This window comes from Legionella quinlivanii, from assembly GCF_900461555.1.
GTDB lineage: Bacteria > Pseudomonadota > Gammaproteobacteria > Legionellales > Legionellaceae > Legionella_C > Legionella_C quinlivanii.
The window spans coordinates 1,171,591-1,194,645 of record NZ_UGOX01000001.1 but is presented as its reverse complement, the minus strand read 5'-3'; the positions used below and the strand labels follow the sequence as shown (position 1 = coordinate 1,194,645).

Sequence of the window (23,055 nt, the reverse complement as noted above, 5' to 3'; positions counted from 1 at the left end):
GCTATCGTTCAGGATGGTAAATTATCGACATTATATAATTCGCATACTCTATCCCTTCCAGGTAAGAGTTGAGAAGGACTTCAGTAGCAACAGGGATGCTTTCCAGTTCCTTAAAATTAGCTTGCTCATAATCCATTGTAAATTTGAGAACTTTTCCCAAAATTCCCTTATAATTCAACAAGGCTTCATTTAAGGCTTCACTTAATCCCATTTTCTCCAAAAGCGAAGTCATCGGTTCATTTAAAATTCCATCCAGCGTTGAGAGCAGCCCCACTGTATAAGCTTGATGGGGCTTCTGATAATCCATCGCCCGCGATAATAACTCACACATTTTGGCGCGAATTAAGGTTCTTTCCAGTAAATCAGAGGCCATGTCATCATGGCTTGCCAGTAATAATAAACTAAGCCAGTGACTAATCTGGTTTAAACCCAGTTTAGTTATCGCATCCATTAATGAATCAACTTTCCGACTGCTATAAATTGATGCAGAGTTGGCTAAACGAAGAATTCGATAACTTAATTTAGGAATTTGCAGGATAATTTCCTCAACCCGTTCAACTGCTACATCCTCATCATTTATTTCAGCTAATAATCGCAGAATCTGCATTTTGTTTTCGCTGATAGCCTGTCCTTGTAGTGATTGAGGTTTATCGAGAAAGAAACCCTGAAAAAGCTCGAATCCGAGACTCAGGCAAAGATCAAACTGGCTCTTTGTTTCAATTTTTTCAGCAAGCAATTTGCCATTGAATGAATGAAGACTGGAGAGCTGGGTTTGGATTTGCTCACGATCGAGATTAAGAACGTCAATTTTAATAATGTCTGCGATTTGAATCAGAGGAATTAGTTCCTCTCTGAAGATAAAATCATCCAGGGCGATTTGATAGCCCTGTTTTTTTAAGCTGATTAAGCTTAGTATCAGCTGCTGATTAATCGCTACTGTTTCCAGTACTTCAATCACGATTTTGTGTTTAGGAAGCAGCGCGGGAATTTGTTGAACAAGATGTAAATGAGTGAAATTAATAAATGCCCGTTTGCCGCCGACAATGGCTTCCACATTCAGATTGGTAAATAAGTCCAATAATACAGAATAAGTTGCCAACTCACCTGAAACAGTACTTAATGCTGAAGTTTGATTTTGTATTTCACTATTACGATATAGCAGCTCATAAGCAAAAACAGAGCTGGTTTTATCATAAATACCCTGACGCGCCAGTAATGTGCGAAGTGATGGCTGAGTCAATTATACAATCCATTATTAGTATTTTATATAAGTATACGACACTGGCTAAAAGATTTATCAGACAAGTGAGAAATGGCTTATGATCTTTCCATGAAAGCTATTTTTGAAATATTATTGATAACAGATCTAATACCTTGTTTTGAGCTTCCACCTCAATAACCCCTAATTTTTTTACAATACGAGTGCGATCAATAGCCCTCAGCTGATCAAGAGCAATCTGTCCTTTTTTATCTTTAAATTCTGTCAATATTCTAGTTGGGAAATTATCTTTAATAGTGCTTGTCATCGGAGCAATGATAACTGTTTTTAACTTACTCAAATTCATTGAATCTGGGGATATAATTACCGCTGGCCGTGTTTTTTTTATTTCAGAGCCCATTGTAGGATCAAGATTTACTAAAAAAACATCAAACCTTTTTATTTTCACCATGTCCATTCTTCCATATCAAACTCATTGCCTGGATTTAAATGAGCCGTATCCTCACTACTATCATCAACCGCAGCATTGAATTGCTCTAACCATCCTTCTTGCTGATTTTTGATTGGAATTAATGTAAGCACGCCCTTTTCATCAGCTCTGATTTCCAACTCCTCGCCTGGATGTAAATGAGCTTTTTTAATGATAGCTGACGGAATACGGATTCCGATCGAGTTTCCCCATTTGGTTAACGTGACCGTAGACATTGTAACTCCAGATATGTATATTCATAGTATAATTATACAAGGTATATACATTTACGCAACCCATAACTTAATAATGTTTAAGGGAGTAATGCAATAACAGGGGCTGTGCCAAAGCCCCTGCTTAGGTTAACAAAGCCTATGGTTTAATACAGGTATGATACGAGGGACCATTGTTCAACATTAGATTGCTGACCACGGGATCAGGATTATTTTCTAAATCCCACAAATCAACTGGAGTCTGCCCCTGTTTATCTTTGAAATCCCAACTGGCGCCTTTCTGTATCAGCAGAAAGAAAGGATTAGAGTCTGCACTCTCATTCGCATAAATAACGGCATGATGAAGCACAGTACGTCGCAGCGGACCGATTGGTGTATTGAGATCTTTTACAAGCCCAATGAGTTTCTGAATATCGTTTGCAGCGCCGGCATGAATGGCGCCACTTAAAGCCAGCACATAGAGTTCTTGTCTCTTCTCTTCTTCAGCAGGTATAGGGCTCATAATTGACCGATAGGCTTTAACCCACACTCTAATCAGTTTATCGGACTCAGTTTGTATTCTCGTTCCCTCTTCGATTTTTTGTTTTTCTGTGATTAAGGTCATTGCTTTTGCAACGCTTGAATTAACAAGATCTTCGGATGCAGTTGGTTCGGCATTTTTACAAAGAGCACGGATGCATTGTTCAAGAGTTGTATGATAATGTGTGCAAAGATAACTAATAATTTTCGTCGCGCAATCTTTATCAGCAGATAATGATTGAAGCTCCCTGATGGTTTCTTCATTCAGTTCATTTGCCAGTTCCAATAAGCATTCATTAATATGATAGTCATTTATCTCGGAAACCTCTTTGTCAGGCATCGATACAATAGGCTCCGTATTAAGAGCTAATAATGTAGATGACAAAATTTTACCCAGCACTTGTTTAAATGTTACAGACAGCAGCTGTTTATTTGAATCCAGATCCAGCTCTTCCACTGAAAGCGGCTTTTTACCCTTTAGGTCTAATGCAATTGCGCCAGCTTGCCTCAACAGCTGAACGCAGGAGTCATTCTCAGGTCCCCGGGCATAAGAGAGAGCATAATCCAACGGCGTTATTCCGGAGGAGTGGACCTTGTTTACCTGTTTAACATAATGAGTTAAAAGCCTGACTGAATGACTATCGCCTATTGCCGCGGCTTCCCGCAATGCCTTTTCAAGTAATTGCTGTCTGGCGGTGTCACTGGAAGGTAATTCTGTTTCAGGATCACGGTATTGAACCAGCCAGGTTCTAATTAATATTTCCGGATACCCACTTACAATCTTATGGTAAAATCCTTCAATAAATCGAGAAACAGCTTCTTTAATTAGCAAGGAAGATGCTTGTGGAGCAAACTCTCTATAGAGATTTCCAGCCAGATTTTTAAGTTTGCCCAGATGGCGATCAAACAAGCAGTTGACAAAATCAATCAGATATAAATCATTTAACCTTACCTTTGTCACGATTTGAAATAATAGATCAATTTCAGCCGGGCTGAGTGATTTGACCAGTTCTGAAAACCCTGCGAACCTATTATGGTCAATTTGGCGCTGTTCGTTTTTTCTCGTACCTGCGATCGGAAAACCTATAACAAAGATCCCTGATAATAAACGCCCTATTGTTTCTATCTTGTGCTCCAATACATAATGTTCAGAAGAAGTAGGGCTTTTAAAAAAGAAATTATCATCAAATGCAGGTTTTGGATTGGCAGCTCGCGCTTTATTTCGTTCACCATTTTTTATCACTGAAATCAGAAAACCAGGTTTAAGAGCACCGTTATAATTAATATAAAGATCCTGTAAGGAGTAATTATCTAGCAGAGCACTCAGAAAAAGCTCCTGCTCTGGATAACCGCTATTACCGAGGTGGAGTTCTAAGGTCCGCAAAGACTGGTTTACGCGAAGCACTTCACATAAATATTCCAATCCTTTCTGCTGGAGTTCGTTTCCCCCTAAATTGAGTGATTCTAAGCTATTATTGGATTTCAATGCCGTTGAGAGATACGATAAACCCGCATTGCTGGGATTCGTTTTAGCGAGTTCTAACGATTTTAGATGAGTATTTTGAGCTAATGCTAATGATAGGTTCTGAAAATCGCTGTCTGTAAGGGCTTGCGAAGTCAGGTCAAGACTAGTCAGTGTTGGATCATTCTCTCTGATTCTTTGTATTTGCTGCTCAAGGGACATCTCATTGCCTACAATTATATAAATTGGCCAGAATGGTATTTTTTTGGATTTATTTTGTCAAGCAATGGAAAAGATCATACATGCCCTGCCAGCCTAGCTATTTTTTTCTCAGTATTTTAGAATCGGGCCTTTAGCAGGATATTGTATCTAAGATAAGGAAATGATTTTGAAGACGCTCTTAACAACATTAACTTCCCTCTCACTCTGCTTTTTTATAAACCCGGCTGTCTGGGCTCAGGAAATTACCACCACCGTCTATACCACCGATCAAAATAAGCCATTAGGTCAGGTAAGCTTTAAAGATACTGAATATGGTCTATTGATTATTCCCTTGTTAAATAATCTTCCCTCTGGAGCACACGGTTTTCATTTGCATCAAAATGCTGATTGCAGTGAAGCCGGTATGGCAGCAGGCGGCCATTTTGATCCGCAGAAGACCAACCAGCATAAAGGGCCTTATGCTAATGGCCATTTAGGTGATCTGCCAGTCCTGTTTGTAATGGAAAATGGAAAGGCAAGTACACCTTTATTAGCTCCTCGTTTAAAAACCAGCGATCTTAAAAATCTTGCCCTGATGATTCATGCTGGCGGTGATAACTACAGCGATAATCCGCCTCTGGGTGGAGGCGGTTCACGCCTGGGATGCGGTGTTATTAAATAGTCACTGAAAGTTACAATCTAAGACTTACATGAGCAGCATGAGTGACTGCGGCAATGCGCCCTATTCTTGCCAGAGACGTCGCAAGCACTCCGTGCTGTACCAACTGACTGCTATGCGCACTCATACAAGCACCGCAGCCATTTAATATTGAAACGGCAAGACACATCATTTCAAAACTTAGCTTGTCCACTCCAGGGTTGGCCATACCCTGCATTCGCAAACCGGCAGGAATCTGCGTTAATTCAGGCTGTTCACTTAAATGAGTAAAACGATAATAAATATTACTTATCGCCATCAGGCTGGCAGCGAGCTTTGCCGCATTGACCAATGCAGGATCATTGGTTAGTGTTTCAAACTCTTCAATCAGTAACTGATCGCCTAAATGATAGGCAACAGCCAATGCACAACCAGCCACCTGTGGAGCGGTCAAGCCATCGGTTTGATCCAAATCCAATACTTTACCCAAATTGAGTCTGACATCTTTCGCAACTTCCGGTAAACGTTCAGTTATAGCTGTCAGCATGATATCACTCCTGAATATGGATAGTTTCTTCGCCTTTCTTCCAGTTACAAGGACAAAGCTCGTCGGTTTGCAAGGCATCAAGAACACGTAATACTTCCTGAGGATTACGTCCAACATTCAAATCAGTAACCATGACAAAGCGGGTTATTCCCTGCGGATCTACAATGAACGTGGCTCGCTGCGCTACACCTTCCTGCTCGTCAAGGATGCCGAGGCTGCCGCTTAATTCGCGCTTGATATCTGCAAGCATTGGAAAAGGTAAATCATGTAGATCAGGATGCTGTTTTCTCCAGGCCAAATGCACAAATTCACTGTCAATACTTACGCCAAGAATCTGCGCATCGCGATCTGCGAATTCAGCTTGCAGTTTTCCAAATGCGGAAATTTCTGTGGGACATACAAAGGTAAAATCTTTAGGCCAAAAGAAAACGACCAGCCATTTACCGCCAAAGCTTTCATTATTAATGGTGGTAAACGCCTCTTTAATTTCATTGCTAACCGTTGCTTTTAACTGGAATGGGGGAAATCGGTTGCCTACAGTAATCATTTTTTCTCTCCTTTCTGTTCTCTATCCTAAATGTAGTTGAGTCCAATCGATTAGTAAAATAGAACGTTTTTATCGTTTCTATAGATAAAATCAATCGATAAAACTGGTTGATTTATGGCTAATTTGATGTTCAAATTATCTGACACGATTTTTATCTTAAAGCCGCCTCATTAAGAGATAGGAGATAAATGATGACAAAACAAGAAAAAATTTGCCGGATTGTTACCGCCATCACTAACAATAAGGATTGGCGAAAAAGCTGCTGTCGTTTTCGATGAGCTCCCTGTTACCGCTAAGCACCTTGCTAGGCGCCTATAACGAGCGTATCGTTAAGCATTATGCTTCGAACAATCCCAGCTTATCACTTCAGCAATGTCAGCAATTATGGAAGGATTTACTCGGCTGGATGTGGCTTACCCAATATCGCAAAAGCCTGGATAAAGCGACTTATCTCTTTGGTCCATTGTTGCACTTGGACGATCTCTGGCATTTTTTTATCCTGAATACGCGAGATTATTGCGAATTTTGTCAGCAGTATTGGGGAGAGTATTTCCACCATGACATCGAGAATCCTCATGAGGCGCACCAGCTTTCAGCAGATGAGCTGGCTGATTTTCTTGAAGATGCTATGGAATTTCTCGGTGAAGACTGGATTGACAGATATTTTCATCATCTGTTTACTGAAGAAAATTAATCTTTTTTGTCTTATCGACAAGGTACGCGAGATCACGTATTATCGATACACTTTCTGTATTAAGCAGATAAGCTCAGGTGTATCACGCTGCTTGATTAATTTTATCCTCATTAACTTGAGAAGTAAGTTGGAGTCAGAATATGACAGCTGAGTCAATTTCGGCCTCACTTGTCAGCAATTTATCGATTATGGGCAAACCTTTACCTGCTCATGGCTATTATCGCTCCAAATTATTTATTGCCCCCTTCACTACTAATCCTTTAGTGGCTGCGGCAGGACCAGTATTGTCCTTATTAGAGCGATTATGTATAAGCCCATCACTCCCACCTATTGCTGATCTTCGTGAAAATGTTGAGCATGAACTTCTTGCTTTTGATAGTCGTCTGCATGGAAAGGCTTATTCTGATGAATTGAATGCCATTGCTCATTATTTACTCTGTGCAACCATCGATGAAATCCTGGGAAAAAGTTATCTTAGATTATATGGAGTTCCTGCCGAGTTTCAGGCATTCACTCCGCTTTCTCATAACGGGATTGGGCCAGAGGAGCGCTTTTTCGACATTGTTAATCATATTAAGGAAAGGCCCAATCAATACCTGGATCTGATTGAACTGGCCTATTACTGTCTGATAACCGGATTTGAAGGAAAACAACACTGCCGTACCGATGGCCGGCAAGTCCTGGATAATCTGATTGAGGAATTATTCCAACTCATTAAACAATACCGGGTCAACAAACCCTACCGTTTGTTTAAAGAACATAAAAAGCCGGAACGCAGCGTAAATAATAATAAACCATTTATAGTCGTTGCCATTATCTCCTTATGTATTTTAGTAGCTGGTTATGGACTTAGTTATCTGCTAGTCGAAAATAAAGCCAAAATGGTTCAATTTGGTCATACCGCTACGGCGAAACTGGAAAACTAATGGACAGATCTTTGCAAGCGTTATGTGACGCACTTAAAAAAATTATTAATCTCTTAAAACCTCAATCCACTCCCTTATCCTTTTTACTGGTTATTGGAAAAAGCCATCAGGGTAAAACCACCTTGCTTAAGCAGGCTCAACTAAATCATCACCCTGTGGATGAGTTAAACGGTGCCAATTTTTTCTACAATAATAACGGCATTATTTTAGAGTTGGGTGAAACCTGGCTTCATGAAACAGACAATCTTCTTCATCACAATTTAAAACAACTCAACCGCTGCCATCGCGGCCTTCGTATCAGCGGCATTCTATTGTGTGTAGATAGCCGTGATCTGCTGATGGCTGAACCGGTTCAAATTGCCAATCAATGTAAATCGCATGCCCATCTGCTGGAACGCTTTAGCAAAGCATTGGGGTATCAGACCGAACTTGCTGTTATTTTTACCAAATTAGATACACTAGCCGGTTTTTGTGAATTCTTTCAATCAGAACACGTTCAGGATTTAAATAAACCCTTGGGCTTTTCGCTCGACCACAGCATGCAGTCGAAAAAGCTTATTGAACAATACCGCCTTCAGTTCGATCGCATGATTGAGGTTTTAAGTCAGGAAACCATTAACAAACTGCATCCTGCCCGCTCGAGTGTCAAACGAACTTTAATACGCGAGTTTCCCTTGCAGTTAGCCAGTTTACGTATTCCAGTGCAAACTTTAATTCAGCAATTGATAGCGAAAGAATTTCGTGTACAAGCTGTCTATTTTACCAGTGCTGAACAAGGAGGCCTGTCTGTCGATCGATTAAACCAGCGCATCCAGCATGAATATGCCCTGACCATTCCTGATAAATATCCGCAATCCACCAATTATCGAGCTTATTTTATTGAAGGCCCAATCAAGGCATTCCAGGATCAAACGAAAAAGCTGAACCCAAGCTTAACCAGAAGTCATAAAATTGCAGCCCTTGGAACCACTGCGCTGGTAACCGTATTCCTGACAGGTCTTTGGTATCAATATAGCCAAACATCCCAGCTGCTTGATGATGCCAGCAAAGAGCTTCTGGCCTATGAAACACTAAGTAGTCAAAATAAAGATTTGGCTACAGCCCTATATCATTTATCGCAAGCGGAAACCAAACTGAACCTGATTCCTCCAAGCTTTGTTTCCCACCCTGTTCTCGAGCAACTCAAAGTTCAATTGCATGGCAGTACACTCAACAAGCTGCATAACAACTTTTTACCCGATGTGCTAGCCGCTCTGGAAGATGTGATATCCAATCCATCTGAAACGCAACTGGCTCGTTATCAGGCCTTGAAAATTTATTTAATGCTGGGTGAGCCGGAGCATTTCTCCGAAGCCGAAGTAACAGACTGGTTTAGTAATTATTGGAAAGCTACCAATGCCGCTTTTTATAATGATAAGCAGCTTCTCTTGCTGCATAATGCTTTAAAACAGCCCAGGCAGGCTCTTGCAATCAATCAGCAGATTGTCAGCGACGCGCGCAATTATCTCAACGCCCTGCCCGCAGCTTATCTTTATTACTCTCTAGCCAAAGCCCAATTTCCACAGGGAAAAACATCCATTAACGTGGAAGGTTTTGATTTGGCGGCCAAAGAAGTACCGGATTACTTCACCAAAACCGGGTTTGGCGAAGTAAGCAATTTGCTGCCGCAGATTACCGCAACCCTGCAAAAAGAAAACTGGGTGCTTGCACGTCAGGATCTGGATAACCTGCAAGCCCAGCTTGAACAGGCTTACTGCTTTGACTACAGCAATTGGTGGCTAAACTTTACAAGGCGTACTCGTCCACAGCATTATCAAGGCTATCAGCAAGCCAGACAATTGACGCAGACGCTGGAACAATCTGATTCCATTCGACGTCTGGTTCAATTAATTCAGCAACAAACCAGTCCGGAGGCTGCGGAAAATTCCAGCCTCTTCAACCAGAAGATCGCGAGCCAGTTTACTGGCTTAAACCTGATGACAAGCTCTGCAGCACAAGAGTTAACCATTAATATCAGCGAACTGGAAAAATTCCTGACCACGTTGTCATTAGTCAATGATCAGGGACAAACCGTTTTTGATCTCACCCAGGCTCGTTTTCGCGGGGATACAATGACTGATCCACTCAGTTCGCTGTATAACCGTTCGCGTCAGCTGCCAGAACCCATTGCCAGCTGGGCTAAACAAATTGCAGACGATACCTGGTTCATTTTTATTAATGAAAGTCGAGACTTCCTGAATAAACAATGGAACAAGCGAGTTTATAGCGTCTATAAAAACTCTATTGCCAAACGTTATCCACTGGATCCAGCTGAGAAGGAAGAAATTGTACTGGAAGATTTTGACCACTTCTTTTCACCGCATGGCACTTTAAATAGTTTCGTTACCCATTATTTGAAACCCTTTCTGGATACCAGCCATGCCCAATGGCAACCCAAAGAATTAAATGGCTATATGATGCCTGTTTCGACTGATCTGATTAATGAATTAATCAGGGCAAACGTTATTAGCAACATGTTCTTTCCTGACGATTCAGAAACCAGCCGAATTGATTTTTCCCTGCAAAAAATAAATCTGGATCCTGTCGTTTCCAATTTTCAGCTAACCATTGGCGAAACCTCCTTGTCTGATAACCAAAACAGTGAATCCGATACTGAGTTTACCTGGCCTCAACGCGGCGCCAAACTTAGCTTGAGCTCTATTGAAGGGAATCATTACGAGTTGGAAGAATCTGGCACCTGGGCCTTTTTTAAAATGCTGCAGAAAGTGAATGTGCTCGTTGACAGCAATGACAGCAGCAGCCTGCAGATTCTTTTTGAAGTCAATGGCAATTCTGGCCGCTACTTATTAAAAACGCAAAATCAGATTAATCCCTTCAGCCCCGGTATTTTAACTGGCTTCAGTCTGAAAAAGGATATTGCAAAGGGATGATTCCAAAGACGGCGAGAAGCGCCTTTAAGGCGCAGCATTGCCGCATACTGTAGATTGGGCCAAGAGCCTAATGGTGCTGCCTTAAGGCTTAAACCCATACTCCTACGTCCCTCGGCTTGTCCCTGAGAGATGGTCACAAAATTTAACCATCCTATTAGAGCCTACGTACCCCGCTTTATGCGGGGTATCCAAGTAATGCGTCTGATTGGCAAAAGCATTTTAAAACTCACTACCATTGTTAGGGATACCCCGCATAAAGCGGGGTACGTAGGCTCTTACGAGGGACGTAGGTAAAGTCTTAAGGCAGCGTCATTTGGCCAAGGGCCCCCATCTACAGAATTGCCATAACTTCAGGCAATTTATGCAATTTTCCCTGGAAGACTCTTCATATTTGGATCTTTAGCATAAGCATTGAGCAAATCATTCACCAGCTGCTCAATGACGCTCGCTTTCGCATCTTCTTCAATCAGACCCACCTCAGATTTCATCATGATCAGGCGATTTTCTACTTCTTTTGCAACCGAGCCATTAGGGAATAAGGCAGCGAGAAACCGTCTGGCTTCGGAAGGGCCTATATGGCGATACAATTGATTACGGACTGCCGCATCTTCGGCAGTAGTACTAAATGCCCAAAGCTCAATCGGGCCAAGAGTCAGTGTTAACAATTGAACGTTAACCCCGGTTTTAGTCGCATATTGCACCAGAAACGTAGCCCCGCCCTGTCTGGGTCCATGAACTCGGGTACGCAGGGCAATTTTGGCCGTATTGGTTAAACCGAAAATCTGGCTGGTTTTTTCAACAGCTTGCGAGGGTCCTGCATCCATAATATAAATTGCAGTAGCGAAATCAATCATTACAGGGTCAAAGTCATCAACAGATTGAGAGAGCAATGAAATCTGAACCTTCCACTTTCTTCCTTCCCGCATATCGACAATTACTTGATCACGCACGGCTGAAGATTTCGCGGTACGATGGAACTCGTCGTATACAATTCGCTTCGGATCTTCACGAATTTCCAAAACTCGTTCTTTATGATATTCCTTGTATTGATCAGGTACTGTTCCCATACTTTCTTCTGTCAGATAATAGTGCCGAGCCAATACATAACGAGCCAGCATATACATGACAGATGTTTGCCGATCGGCAGCATCCCCCCCGCTTTTCGCCACTTCATCAAGGTCGAGGGAAACCACACGGGCATCACCGATATCAAAACTGGTAACTCGCGACAGAATAGAATATTCACGCACAGCACCCGAGATCATACGGGAAAAGGCACTAATTAGTGATTCCCCGGTAGGTGCGACAACCCGCTCATACAAATCTTCAATAGACGGCGTGCGGCAAATTGAAGCTGCATCAGCAAGGAGAGGCATCGCGTATCTCTGCGCCAGCATCGCTTCATGTACAAAGCCTGCCGAATACAGGGCATCGGTGACTTCCCACCAGGTTGATTTGGAATCACGAACAAAGCCGATTTCTTCTAAAATTGAGTCAATAAATTCTTCCACACCTGGCGCATAGGGGGTCGGATTAAATTCGTCGGCAAAACTTTTATAAAGTTCATCAACCACCATTCCGGCCAAATCGGGCATAGCATCATAAGGTTTGGTTGCTCCCAACGGGGTAGTTAACAAGGTTAAAAAGTTAACCAGGAACGAACGCTCAAGAGCTGTAGGGTAACGACAGCCTAATTGAGTATCAAAGGGATTAATCGAATACTCAGGAGTCATGCGAAGACGGTGATACGCTACCAGATGTCTTTGCGAAGCAGGTAATGCCTCTCTCAAAAGAGAAATCAGACCGCTACTGGATGGCCCAATATCGATAATCGCAATTCGTGGCAGACGGGTTAATCCGCCTGAAAGACAAAGGGCAAGGTTCAGCGCATTCGATAAAACTGACTTACCTGAACCAGGACGTGCATAGACGAGGTCAATCCAGGTCGTTTGCTGGGTTGAACCCGGTTGGAATGGCCAAGGCTTGCCATCAGGTGAACGAAACAGTAATGCCCCGGTGCTCCAGGGTGATGCAGGCCGGGTTATCGGCAGCATACTAATGACATCAGTCAATGGCGCAACTGAAGGAACGGCCGTGCTTCGCGTGGTCGCAGCCAGCATACTGGAAACGAAACCAGCAAAGGCATCGCCGCATACCTCAGAAACCTCAGTAGAACCCCAACCCTGAATTGCCTTGACCAATTCAGAGCTTCGGCGTCTAAGAAGAGCCATCTCGTTTTCTTTTGCCCAGGTCGTTGCTACTACTCTTAATCTGACGATGGCATCATCGGTGTTCAACTGCAAATATTTCAAGAGGTTAACTGAGTCACTGATCAATCGGTTCTGCGCAGAGGAAAAACTTAGAATCGATGCCAATAAACCCTTTAATTTAATAGTATCCAGGCCCTCACTTTCAATCAAAAAGGAGATTCGCCAGGGAATGTGAGCAGGCAATATTCGGGCAAATAAAGTTATGAATGGCCGAATTTCCTTGGGGAACAGATCTATAAACACGGAAGAATAAATTTTGTCGCCAACTTGTACAGTACGTAAATCCAGAATTTCCGCATCTCGAGGGAGAACCTGTTTGGACAATGGCGGCCATAGCAAATCAGAAGCGTCACCCTCGAAATTGTTAATTTCCTTAGGATAAATCTTGTCGCCTGGCAGAGTTGCACGCCAATCATCGCTGGTAAAATCCGGATCGCCTGTCATGCGGATAGCATGCACCGCATCATGAACTTTCAACAATGTTGCAAAAACATGCAAGCTGTCCAAATCATTCATGACCGCTCGCACGTAAGCGTCATGGGTATCGCGTAACTCCGGTATGGCCGCATATACTGTCTGAGAATTCTTAAAAGGGGGTGCTTTGGAATCTCTAAGCATCTTCAATTTGGTTTTATTAGCCGTTTTCAATTGATCCGAGGGAAGATTAAATGGTCTGGTCAGCAAAACGAAATATACACGCTCTTCAGCACAATAAAGGGATAGGTAGTCGATTCTTTCTTTAAATAAATCATCAAGATTTAATTTTAGCCGTTGTGCTGTACCTTCAGCAGGTCCATAAATATCTTTAATGACCTTACGAATATTTTGCTTATCATGACTAAACAAAACTTGCAGAGCATGTCCTGGACGCCCCATAGCTCCCTGAAACGCATTACTCAAACCTTCTACCAGGTGCTCAAACTCTTCTGCGCCAGCCAGGGCTGTAACGCCTTCGATCTTTAAAATTGATAACAGGGAACCGTCATGATTAACCAAAACCGTAGGACTATCTGCGGTTTCTAATTCCAGATACGATTCGGTAGTCTGTTTCAGGGAAGTGCTTAGCCAAGCAAAAAAAGTATCAACCCCTTCAAAAAATGAATCCGCCCAATTCGCCATAGCTTTTCCTAGTAACCTGCCTGTTAAATAATGCTTGTGCTGATGTGATAAATCAAGACTGGCTAAGTATTTTCAGCCATTTCCTCCAAGGCGCTGGCTGCCCATTGCTCTATTTGCCTTCTAAATTTAGCCCTTGATGGAAGTAATCGTATGTTATTAAATAACTTGTCTGAGATTTCTGGTGAAGTCGCACCAGAATCAATAATCAGTTGACCCAAAATGGAAGGGTCGCTGGTTCCCTCTCCAAATTTGTCCTCCACGGCCTGTGATCTGAATTTGAAACTTCTATATATATTCTGTGCACTGCCTTTATAGCCAGTATCGTTGGTAATCGCGCAAAAAAGGACGTGACATAAACTGTTTAACTCGGATTGCTGAAGTTCTGGAAGATAGATAAGCGTTCCACCACCATAACCGCCGACCCCCACTGACTCAATGAAAAAGCACTGAGCACAAAAACAGCAGGCGGTGACCATATTGGAAATTTTATTGTTTGTATAATTGCCATCAAGATTGATGACTTCTTGAAAAAGCTTGGCTTGAAATCCGCAAAACTGGCAGGTATAGCGATCGCGTAGAAGAACTTTTTGTTCATACGCTTTAAAGCGTTCGTCCGCCTTTCTGGCAGAATATAAACGCCATGCACCAGGGCTCGCTACGAGCCTTAATTTATTGCGTTCCTGATTGGCAGCCATAAAGTTTTTATTACCTTCAATTTCTGGGATACAGCGGGTATTACTTTCAGCCGGATTAACCGCTGAAAATAATACCCTTCGACTTTCTTATGAGCCTGAACCACTGGTGAACACAGATCCACCTGGGCCTGCAGTTTGTCCACCGCTGCCGCCAAACATAGTAGCTCCGGCAATTCCTAATATTGTTGGCAGGAATAGCAAAGCAGCCCCAATTAGAACAAGCGCAATTGGGGTACCGATGGTGATTTGTGTTGGATTATCCTTGTGCTGCTTAAATTTCATAATAGCACCAATAGAAAACCCCAAACCAGCAAGATACGATCCTGCAGTTATCAAACGTGTCAGGCTGGCAAAGGAGCCTGTGATACTTGAAGCCATTCCCCCTAAAGTAAGAGAGGATGATGCAAAGGCTTCCCCCGCCATAACCATTAACCCTAAACAAGCAAACCAAACGAATAGCCGCTTATTTAAAGTATTTTTTTCAGCCAGCGTTTTCACAGTGATTCTCCTTTAATTTCAATTAAGTTTAACTCGTACCATATAATGTATTATTAATCATTTCCAGCGTTGCTACAATGTTCATGGCTAAGATTCCACCAAAAACATGCATTAATCCCTTTCCCGTTCCTCCTGGAGGTTGCCCCTGCGAGGCGGATCGGGCAATCAACACCCAGCCTCTCACAAATGCAATAACCCCAATCACCTGAATCAGCAGGGAAAGTGATTGTCCTACGGCACTACCTGTACCAAATAAAGAATCCAACGCCTGGTTCTGACTATCCATAGGGGCATATTGCAAAATATTGGATGAACCAAATGTCGTATTGAGCATTATGTCCAAACCAGTTGGAAAATAGATCAAAATGGCAGCAACCATTATATAAACAGCTGGTTCCTTGATACTCGTATTGCTAGACATCATCGTTCTTGCTTCGCCATAAACCTTTAAACTGTAAATTGCTTTAAACGCAAAGGCGATGCCTATAAGATAGGCCGCCCCAGTCACCAACCGCTCAACCGGGAGCAGATTTGCTGCGAGATTATTTAAAATACTTGCGTTACTTGTTATCCAAGAGACTAAACCACCACTGCCATCATCACCCATATCTGCCTCAACTGTCTTGGGGACTAAACCTTATAACCTGACCTGAACTTGTAACGATGCGTCCCTGATGCGGGTCGATTAACCTGACAACCCCATATCCTGCGATATTTGTCCCTTCTCTAACGGTAAGTGTAGACCCATTTGTACCAATTAACCAAGCTCGTCCAGGAATTACAGCCTGTATATAATAAATATTTCTTGGAGCGACTTGCCTCACAACCTGCTTAACAACCTTTTTGGGTTGAGTACGCACGGTTAATACTGTAATTTGATTCGACTGCTCTTCAACTTTCTGAGCCATCGAGGTGATCATCTGATTTAAAGAGTTAATTTTATTCGTTAATTCAGTAATACTGGTATTAACACCACCTAACTGCTCGCTTAAAGAATTCACTTCGCTGCGAAGATTTTGCTGGCTCAATTCAAGAGCTGAAAGTTTCTGATTAACCTGCGGATCAGTCGCAGAAGATGTGTCACTGGATGCTGGTGTCACCTCTGTCGTACTGGTCGTAGTGGTTGTCGTCGTATCTGGGGTTGTCGTTGCTGTTGTCGGAATTGCTGGCTCCTGATCAACCACCACTGGCTGCTGTTGCACAGGCGTAGTGCTCGTATTCACGGCTGGTGCAGTGCTTACCTGAGGTTCGCTGCTGTCTACAGCTTTGGGCTTACTGGTAAAGAAAGAACCCAAAAATTTGTAGCCCAGCATAGCAACGACAATCACGGCAATAGCAATCAGCGCATTTCGCTTCACATTGGCCTGCCCAATATCAGAAGGTTTCTTCTTCGTTGCAGTTGACGATTGCTGTGATTCATCACTGTCAATAGTCTCTGGCTCCAGAGCATCCAGATCAGTGAATTCATACTCATCATTACCTTGATAATTATCGGCCATTTCCTACCCTGCTTAGCTTGTTAAAGTGACATCTTGAGTAAAGAGTATACCCACTGCAGTGCCTGAACATACCTCGACGGTTGTCGGACGATTAAACTGCTGCTGGGCAACCTGCCCCCAGGATTTTCCTACTGTTGCCAGACCAATCACCGCATTCTCCAGTGCTGATCGGCCAATACCATTCTGTACAGTAATATTATCGCCGCCACCGGTACCGCCCACTGTTACAGTTGTATTTGCTGACTGAAACGCATTACCAAAACCTTCAAGGAAAGAGGAAGCAAACAGGGAACCATATCGCTGCAGATAATGATGGTTAGTTCTGCTTGAAAGAGCCGTCCGTGCAGTATTCGGATCAATTGCAAAGGCATTGATTGAAATAGTATGTGACACCCCTGGCATTGATAAGGTATTAAAGCTAATCACCATTTTATCGGAATTGCTTGGCAGGGTAAAACTGCCAATGAGCTTGGAGCCTTTCAGTTTCCCAGATACAACCGTCGCCAGAATTGGACCAGGCTCATCGCTATTAACTGCAGTGTCTAAAACAGCAAATATAATATCTCCTGTTTTGATCACAGGTCTTTGAGCTGTCTGGACCACTGTGGTTGTTGTCTCGGAGCTGCTAACAGCAATTGTCTGAGTACCCGGGATTAGTGCCGTACCTGGCTTAGGCTCTTCTTCAGGAACGCTGCTGGCTGTATAAGCCTGCACTGATACTCTGGACCAGCTCTGAATCGAGGTTGTTGCAGCACTCATCATATCAGAAGTTCTTTGCTGTATGCGTTGCTGATAACGCTGATCTGCCATTTGCTGATTCTGTCGATTCAATATTTCCTGTAACTGTTTGGAGTTTGCTGCTTCTGCTGTGGCAGCATTTGTACCACCAGTCAAGCCAGGCACGCCAGGCACGCCCGAAGTAACCCCAGGAATTTGATTATCGCCAAGACCTGCAACCGCTGATCCAGGTTGTATACCTGCTGCCTGAAGTTCAGCGTCGCTAAATCCTGCTTTTCTTAAATCATCTGCCGAGAAACCGGCATCTTTAAGTGCGGCAGCGGAATAACCAGCATTTCTAAGTTCTTCGGCAGTGAAACCAGCGTCTTTCAGGTCTTTGGCAGAAAAGCCTGCTGCTCGTAATGCACTGGCACTAAACTCTGCATCTTTTAACTCTTTGGCACTGAATCCAGCAGCCTTCAATTCGGAGGCGCTGAAACCAGCATCTTTCAATTGTTTGGCACTATATCCAGCGTCTTTCAATTGTTTCGCTGTGAAACCAGCAGCCTTTAGCTCGGCGGCTGAGTAGCCCGCTTCTTTCAGTTGACCCGCAGTAAAGCCGGCAGCCTTTAACTCCTCAGCAGAGAAACCTGCATCTCGAAGTTCTTTTGCGGTAAAACCGGCGGCTTTCAATTCAGCAGCACTAAACCCTGCATTTTTGAGCTCAGCAGCAGTAAAGCCTGCGGCACGAAGATCAGCCGCGCTGTAGCCGGCAGCCTTTAAAGCGGCTGCACTGCACCCAAGGGTCTGTTTAATTACAGTTGCTGATACTCCTGAGGCATGGGCTGCCTGAAGAGATGCAAGACTGCAATCGGCCACTCGTCCGGCAGCAATAATATCGGCTGCACTCACGCCTGCTTGTCTTAATTGATCTGGAGTAAAGCCTGCTTGCAATAACTGCTGTGGTGTTAAACCGGCATCCAATAGTTGTTTTGCTGTGAATCCGGCATTTTTTAAATCCTGAGGTGTAAATCCAGCATCTAAAAGTGATCGGGCATCAAATCCTGCATCTTTTAATACTGCAGCACTACAACCATTCAGATCGTGAATACGTTTTGCTGTAACCCCTGCCTGGCGAAGCTCACTCAACTTATTAATGTCACAGCCTGCCGCTCTGATTGCAGCATCCGTTGCCAATTGGGCTTGTCTTATTTCTTCTGGAGTGAATCCAGCGGCGAGCAAGTCCTGTGGAGTGAATCCTGCTTCGAGAAGTGATTTGGCATCATAACCTGCCGCTTTCAGCGCTGCCGCAGAGCATCCATTCAAGTCATGAATACGTTTGGCTGAAACGCCTGCTGCATAAAGCGCTTTCAATTTGTCAGGATCACATCCTGCTGCTTTAATTGCTGCATCAGACGCTTGTTGGGCAGCTCGGATTTCATCTGGTGAAAATCCGGCGGCAGTAAGCTCCTGCGGAGTATAACCTGCGTCCAACAGGGCCTGTGCGCCATAACCAGCAGCTTTAAGAGCAGAGGCCGAACAACCATTGAGTTCTTTTATTTTACGAGCTGAAACCCCCGCAGCATACAGAGACTTTAACTTATCAGGATCACATCCAGCCGCTTTGATGGCATCATCTGATAAAGCACCAGATGCCCGAATCTGATCCGGTGTAAATCCTGCATTCGCCAAGTCATCATTGGTAAAGCCTGCAGCTTTCAAAGCCTGCGCACTGCAGTTAGCATATTGTCTGATTAATTTGGCACTCACACCAGCCAAACGCTCTTTCGTCAGGGCGGAACTATTACATCCAGCAGTCTTGATATCTTCTGGAGTAATTCCTGGAGGAAGTTCTGATTCAGCCGCTACGATTTCAGCCGGGGTATATCCTGCTTTAAGCAATTCATCTGGAGTATATCCCGCATTTAGGAGATCACGGGCGCTGTAGCCTGCTTGTCTTAACTGCTGGGGAGTAAAGCCGGCATTTTTTAAATCAGCGGCAGAAAAACCTGCATTTCTCAAATCCTGGGCGGTGAATCCAGCCGCCTTTAATTGTGAGGCACTACAGCCGTTAGTTCGACGAATAGCAGATGCTGAAACTCCTGCTGCGCGCAGACGCTCCAGAGCATTTACATCGCAGCCCGCTTTGCGTATATCCGACTCTGTTACACCGTCTGGCAAACCGCTGGCTTTATTAATGTCGGCATCAGAAAAACCAGCGCCTTTTAACTCACCATCTGTAAATCCGCCATCTTTCATTTGCTGGGCAGTAAATCCTGCATTTCTCAATTCGCAGGCATCAAAGCCACAAATGCGCAGCTGGCCTGCAGTATAGCCGTTATCTTTTAACTGGCGGGCATTAAACCCTGCCGCTTTCAATTCCTTACAGGAGCAAGATTGTTGTAAATCGGCTAACTGGTATCCATCCGCCTTTAACTGAATACAGGAGCATGCCTGCTTGAGAACGGAGATATTTGCCCCTTCACTGACAATTTTTTGTACTATAGACTTGTTACAGTTTCCTTTCTTTAGCTCATCAAGCCATAAGCTTCGCTGGGCTCCGGCTTCATCTTCCATCGCCAGAGTTGAAAATCCAACGCCGCCTTGCCCATTACCAGCCAGACCAACCCCTCCGACACCACTGCCAATTTGCTGTGAGCGTATTAAGGTTGGAATAGCGCTTCCACCAGTTTTTAAAGCATTCTGAGCCTGAGTGACATTCTGAGACTCCTGCAGTTTTGCATATTGTGCGGTAGGATTTAATGCACCCGGGATGGATTGTATGGCAGGCGTTCCTGGAACATCTGCAGAAGCTCCTGGCCCCCCGGAACCCGCACCCATAAACTTGATAACACCAATCACTACGGCGATGCCCAGCAGTATCGTTGTGAAAACAATAATGACCCGCGAGCGAGTATTTGTAAAAAGTGCCTTAAGGTTTTCTTTTCTGCCTGCCATTTGCTTATAACCCTTCTACCTTGAGCTGCATGACTTTGCCATGCCAGGAAACCAATAAAACAGGCGATCTCTGCATTTCATATGCATGCATACCATCCGCGCTGGTCATACTGCCAATCCATCCCGGCGACAGAATGGTCAGATTGGTCCGAACGTACATTTTGTCGTTCAGTAACCAGGCTCTAGCATCGCCGCCACTTACTATTAATCTTGTGCTGCCATCCGGCGGAACCCCATCCAGAACATGCAATAAAATATCACTGACTGCTGGAGGGATTCCTTCTTCCATTGGCATACTTTTAGCATTTGGACCATAACCTTGAATTCTTAAATCAACTCGATAATCGACTGCTTTTTGTCCGGGGATCAACGTCAGCATCACCGGTGTATTCAAGCCTCTTAATCTCACGGCCAGATTGCCGTAATTATAAAGTCTTAATGCCTGGATCATTAGTGTGTTACTGGTTTTATCCCACTGTATGTTGAATGAGGCAGGATCACCCAGATCGTAGGCGCTTATAGGCCAGGGCGCTCCGGTTGAATCCAGAAATACAAGTGAAGAAACAAAACCTTGTGATAAACGGATAACTGGCGGCGTAGATCCAGGCGACAAATTAACAAACTGCGAGGTCGCTGTCGGTTTGGGCGGCGTTCCCGCTGTAGAGGTTTCAGCAAAATCATTAGCTTGGTAAGCATGCCTCAGGCGTATGATTTGTTCAGGGGTTAAAGGAAACTTTTGCTTCAAGACACCCTCAAATGCCTGTTTGTCTATGACATCATTATCATTTGCAGTTAAGACCTGTTGATCAGGAGCGCCCGGAGTTTTAGGCGGGCCTGAAATTTGCTGCCCGGTTGTTGCATTCACTACCGTAGTCGTTTGCTGTGTTTGTGTAGTGCTCTGAGCCGCAGTTCCCGCAGTATTTCCCAGCGGAAGATTTAACTGCGGGCTAGTGCTGGAATTACCCCCTTGCTGAGCAGACAATTTTTGCTGCAGCATACGTAACTGCTGTAAAGCCTGCTGCGCCGAATCGGATTGCTCGGCTGCATAGGAAGCAGTAATGACCGAGTTAAATGCGAAGACAGCAGTCAAACCATATTTTAATAATTTATGCGATCCGGTTTTTTGCATCAGGTTACTCCACCACTAGCTGGTCCCACGACAAATTGGGAAATTCCTATTCCTCGAGGCGAATTCAAAGTAGACACCCGAGTAATCAACATTGTAACAATGTTATTTTGCTGTGAAAACTCACTGGCACTCTGATAAGTAACCAGAATCGGCATCTGGATTCGCCAGGAATATCGACCGTTCAGTAATCCTTTCTGCAAAATAATCGGAGCGCGTGTTGCCACAGCGGAGACAATTAACTTCTTGGCCTTCACAGCATCCAGGTTATTCGATTGTTGTAAAGCCGTGAGAAACTGCTGCCATCCTTCGGCAGTAAAGAATCCGGATGAAGCCTGCAACTCATCCCGATAGTTTACGAAGTTATAGGTAAATGCAGCAATTGCGGCCTGATTCGCCCATTGCAATACCGAGGAGTCAGATTGGTTAGGCTCGTTTAAAGGAAACAATGGCGTTATTCGCCCGCTAATACTGGTTGCGAAATATTTAGGTGCCGGAGGATGGGTTAGGACATATACGAGCAAGCCGGCCATCATAAAATTAACAATGAATGACAGGATCAGGGCAACCATTAATTTTCTTTGTCCATCGCGGTAAAATTCATTACGAAGTGTTACCACTGCTAAAGCATCATCAACCATTTTTCCCTCTTTTATTCTGGAATGGGTTTTTCATTGTCATCATTTACCGGATCCGGTGGCAATAAAGCTTCGTTTGAATAGTTAGGCGTATCCATCGGAGTTAATACGACTGGCGGTGTAATTCCATTGGTTGCATAAAAATCCGGCTGCGGCTGATGAAACCGACTATATGCAATTGCAATAAACAGCAATATATTGATGCCAAGCATTATTAATATCCAAGTCCCAATCCTGCGATAGGTTGTGACATAAAATGATTTGGATTCTTTAATTAAATTCCAAGCCACCCGACTCATTTTAACCTCTGCTATACAATAGCGTCTCTAAACGTTATTTCAATTCTGGAATTAGGTGACTGATCTCCACCCTGCATTATTCCTACAATAGGCTTGTCACTTCCTGCGCCCTCTACAAATATAAAACGGCTATCTATACACTGGGACCATAAATAATCCGCAACGGAGCGAGCACGAGTTAATGTAAGAGCCTGCTCGCGCTTGCAAGACAGATATTTGTTGCTATACGCAGTAACAGTTACCGACACTTTTCTAAACATTTTCATAAATTGCGCCACATCATTTAAAACCGCATAGGATTGCCATGTCAGTCGAGGGGACTGATCAGCAAATAGCGCCGCAGAGGGAATACTTATCAGATAATCTGACCCGATGGTGATTACTTTGACACCCAGATTTTTGAATTTGCTCTGCATTGACATCACTGCTGAATCAGAGCTGTTTTGGACCTTTCCAGGTAATTTAACACCCTCATCAATAGGATAGGAACCGCCCTTAGAACTGCATCCAGGCAAAACAGAGGTTGCCAGCAGGCTGACAGGCAGAACTATTGATTTAAGCAGGTCAAAAAACGTTCGTCTCACTTATACCCTCTTGTCAAAATTATTCACAGCTTATCGCGATGATAAACGCTGGCGTGACCTTCGGTAATTTCATTATCAAATAAAAACATACAAATCATTACGTTACAAGCAGTTCATGAAAATTCAATTCATAAATGACAACGAATGACCAAGTATTAAGCAAAATAGATTTTAAATCATCACCACTGGAAACAAGTTGTGCTGAGAAAATATTTTCCAAAATTTTACAATGGGAGAGTGAGCGGCT

At 43.6% G+C, this 23,055-nt stretch carries 20 protein-coding genes; 4 read left to right on the top strand and 16 right to left on the bottom strand.

Going from position 1 to position 23,055, the window contains the following annotated elements:
* Position 1: 1 nt before the first annotated feature.
* The 4 genes from DYH61_RS05070 to DYH61_RS05055 all read right to left on the bottom strand — a co-directional run bounded on the left by DYH61_RS05070 (position 2) and on the right by DYH61_RS05055 (position 4,124).
* Positions 2-1,240, bottom strand: a complete 1,239-nt coding sequence (locus tag DYH61_RS05070; RefSeq protein ID WP_058508978.1) for an EAL and HDOD domain-containing protein — start codon at positions 1,238-1,240, stop codon at positions 2-4.
* A 97-nt stretch (positions 1,241-1,337) separates the two neighbouring features.
* Entirely contained in the window at positions 1,338-1,670 is a 333-nt protein-coding gene (locus tag DYH61_RS05065) for a type II toxin-antitoxin system PemK/MazF family toxin (RefSeq protein WP_200823635.1), read from the bottom strand.
* Positions 1,664-1,924, bottom strand: a complete 261-nt coding sequence (locus DYH61_RS05060; RefSeq protein WP_058508976.1) for an AbrB/MazE/SpoVT family DNA-binding domain-containing protein — start codon at positions 1,922-1,924, stop codon at positions 1,664-1,666. Before DYH61_RS05060 ends, DYH61_RS05065 begins: the two co-directional genes overlap by 7 nt.
* Before the next feature lie 136 nt (positions 1,925-2,060).
* Entirely contained in the window at positions 2,061-4,124 is a 2,064-nt protein-coding gene (locus DYH61_RS05055; RefSeq protein WP_058508975.1) for a leucine-rich repeat domain-containing protein, read from the bottom strand.
* A 214-nt stretch (positions 4,125-4,338) separates the two neighbouring features.
* On the opposite strand from DYH61_RS05055, the gene DYH61_RS05050 reads away from it, so the two are divergent.
* Entirely contained in the window at positions 4,339-4,785 is a 447-nt protein-coding gene (locus DYH61_RS05050; RefSeq protein ID WP_407927368.1) for a superoxide dismutase family protein, read from the top strand.
* Positions 4,786-4,795: 10 nt separating this feature from the next.
* Here DYH61_RS05050 and DYH61_RS05045 read toward each other — a convergent pair whose 3' ends face one another.
* Positions 4,796-5,308 (bottom strand): carboxymuconolactone decarboxylase family protein, encoded by a 513-nt coding sequence (locus tag DYH61_RS05045; protein ID WP_058508973.1) that lies wholly within the window; start codon positions 5,306-5,308, stop codon positions 4,796-4,798.
* Positions 5,309-5,312: 4 nt separating this feature from the next.
* Positions 5,313-5,855: a peroxiredoxin gene (locus DYH61_RS05040; protein ID WP_058508972.1), complete on the bottom strand. Its 543-nt coding sequence runs from the start codon at positions 5,853-5,855 to the stop codon at positions 5,313-5,315.
* 274 nt (positions 5,856-6,129) lie between these two features.
* Between DYH61_RS05040 and DYH61_RS05035 the strand changes: the two genes are divergently transcribed.
* The 3 genes from DYH61_RS05035 (at position 6,130) to icmF (ending at position 10,405) form a co-directional block, all read left to right on the top strand.
* Complete coding sequence (locus DYH61_RS05035) at positions 6,130-6,549, top strand: glycine-rich domain-containing protein (protein ID WP_065236192.1); 420 nt, start codon at positions 6,130-6,132, stop codon at positions 6,547-6,549.
* Positions 6,550-6,689: 140 nt separating this feature from the next.
* Positions 6,690-7,475 carry a type IVB secretion system protein IcmH/DotU gene (icmH, locus tag DYH61_RS05030; RefSeq protein WP_058508971.1) on the top strand — a complete coding sequence of 262 codons (786 nt, stop codon included), beginning with the start codon at positions 6,690-6,692 and terminating at the stop codon, positions 7,473-7,475.
* Positions 7,475-10,405 (top strand): type IVB secretion system protein IcmF, encoded by a 2,931-nt coding sequence (icmF, locus tag DYH61_RS05025; RefSeq protein WP_058508970.1) that lies wholly within the window; start codon positions 7,475-7,477, stop codon positions 10,403-10,405. Before icmH ends, icmF begins: the two co-directional genes overlap by 1 nt.
* Positions 10,406-10,764: 359 nt before the next feature.
* Here the strand turns inward: icmF and DYH61_RS05020 are convergent, their stop codons facing one another.
* From DYH61_RS05020 to icmN, 10 genes are all read right to left on the bottom strand, one after another.
* Positions 10,765-13,794 (bottom strand): type IV secretion protein IcmB, encoded by a 3,030-nt coding sequence (locus DYH61_RS05020; RefSeq protein WP_058508969.1) that lies wholly within the window; start codon positions 13,792-13,794, stop codon positions 10,765-10,767.
* Positions 13,795-13,856: 62 nt separating this feature from the next.
* Positions 13,857-14,489 carry a type IVB secretion system protein IcmJDotN gene (icmJ, locus tag DYH61_RS05015; RefSeq protein WP_058508968.1) on the bottom strand — a complete coding sequence of 211 codons (633 nt, stop codon included), beginning with the start codon at positions 14,487-14,489 and terminating at the stop codon, positions 13,857-13,859.
* A gap of 87 nt (positions 14,490-14,576) precedes the next feature.
* A complete protein-coding gene (locus DYH61_RS05010; protein WP_083499299.1) occupies positions 14,577-14,918 on the bottom strand; it encodes a type IV secretion protein IcmD in 342 nt (113 codons plus the stop codon).
* A gap of 97 nt (positions 14,919-15,015) precedes the next feature.
* Entirely contained in the window at positions 15,016-15,594 is a 579-nt protein-coding gene (locus DYH61_RS05005; protein WP_058508966.1) for a hypothetical protein, read from the bottom strand.
* Positions 15,595-15,601: 7 nt separating this feature from the next.
* Complete coding sequence (icmG, locus tag DYH61_RS05000; RefSeq protein ID WP_058508965.1) at positions 15,602-16,486, bottom strand: type IVB secretion system protein IcmG/DotF; 885 nt, start codon at positions 16,484-16,486, stop codon at positions 15,602-15,604.
* A 12-nt stretch (positions 16,487-16,498) separates the two neighbouring features.
* The gene (gene dotG / locus DYH61_RS04995; protein ID WP_058508964.1) at positions 16,499-20,161 is read right to left on the bottom strand and encodes a type IVB secretion system protein DotG/IcmE; all 3,663 of its coding nucleotides are present in this window, start codon (positions 20,159-20,161) and stop codon (positions 16,499-16,501) included.
* 4 nt (positions 20,162-20,165) lie between these two features.
* A complete protein-coding gene (locus DYH61_RS04990; RefSeq protein ID WP_407927367.1) occupies positions 20,166-21,251 on the bottom strand; it encodes a DotH/IcmK family type IV secretion protein in 1,086 nt (361 codons plus the stop codon).
* 38 nt (positions 21,252-21,289) lie between these two features.
* Positions 21,290-21,928, bottom strand: coding sequence for a type IVB secretion system apparatus protein IcmL/DotI (locus DYH61_RS04985; protein WP_058508962.1), 639 nt, complete (start codon positions 21,926-21,928; stop codon positions 21,290-21,292).
* Positions 21,929-21,939: 11 nt separating this feature from the next.
* Complete coding sequence (gene icmM, locus DYH61_RS04980) at positions 21,940-22,224, bottom strand: type IVB secretion system protein IcmM/DotJ (protein WP_058508961.1); 285 nt, start codon at positions 22,222-22,224, stop codon at positions 21,940-21,942.
* 11 nt (positions 22,225-22,235) lie between these two features.
* Positions 22,236-22,808, bottom strand: coding sequence for a type IVB secretion system protein IcmN/DotK (gene icmN / locus DYH61_RS04975; protein ID WP_083499296.1), 573 nt, complete (start codon positions 22,806-22,808; stop codon positions 22,236-22,238).
* Between the last annotated feature and the right edge of the window lie 247 nt (positions 22,809-23,055).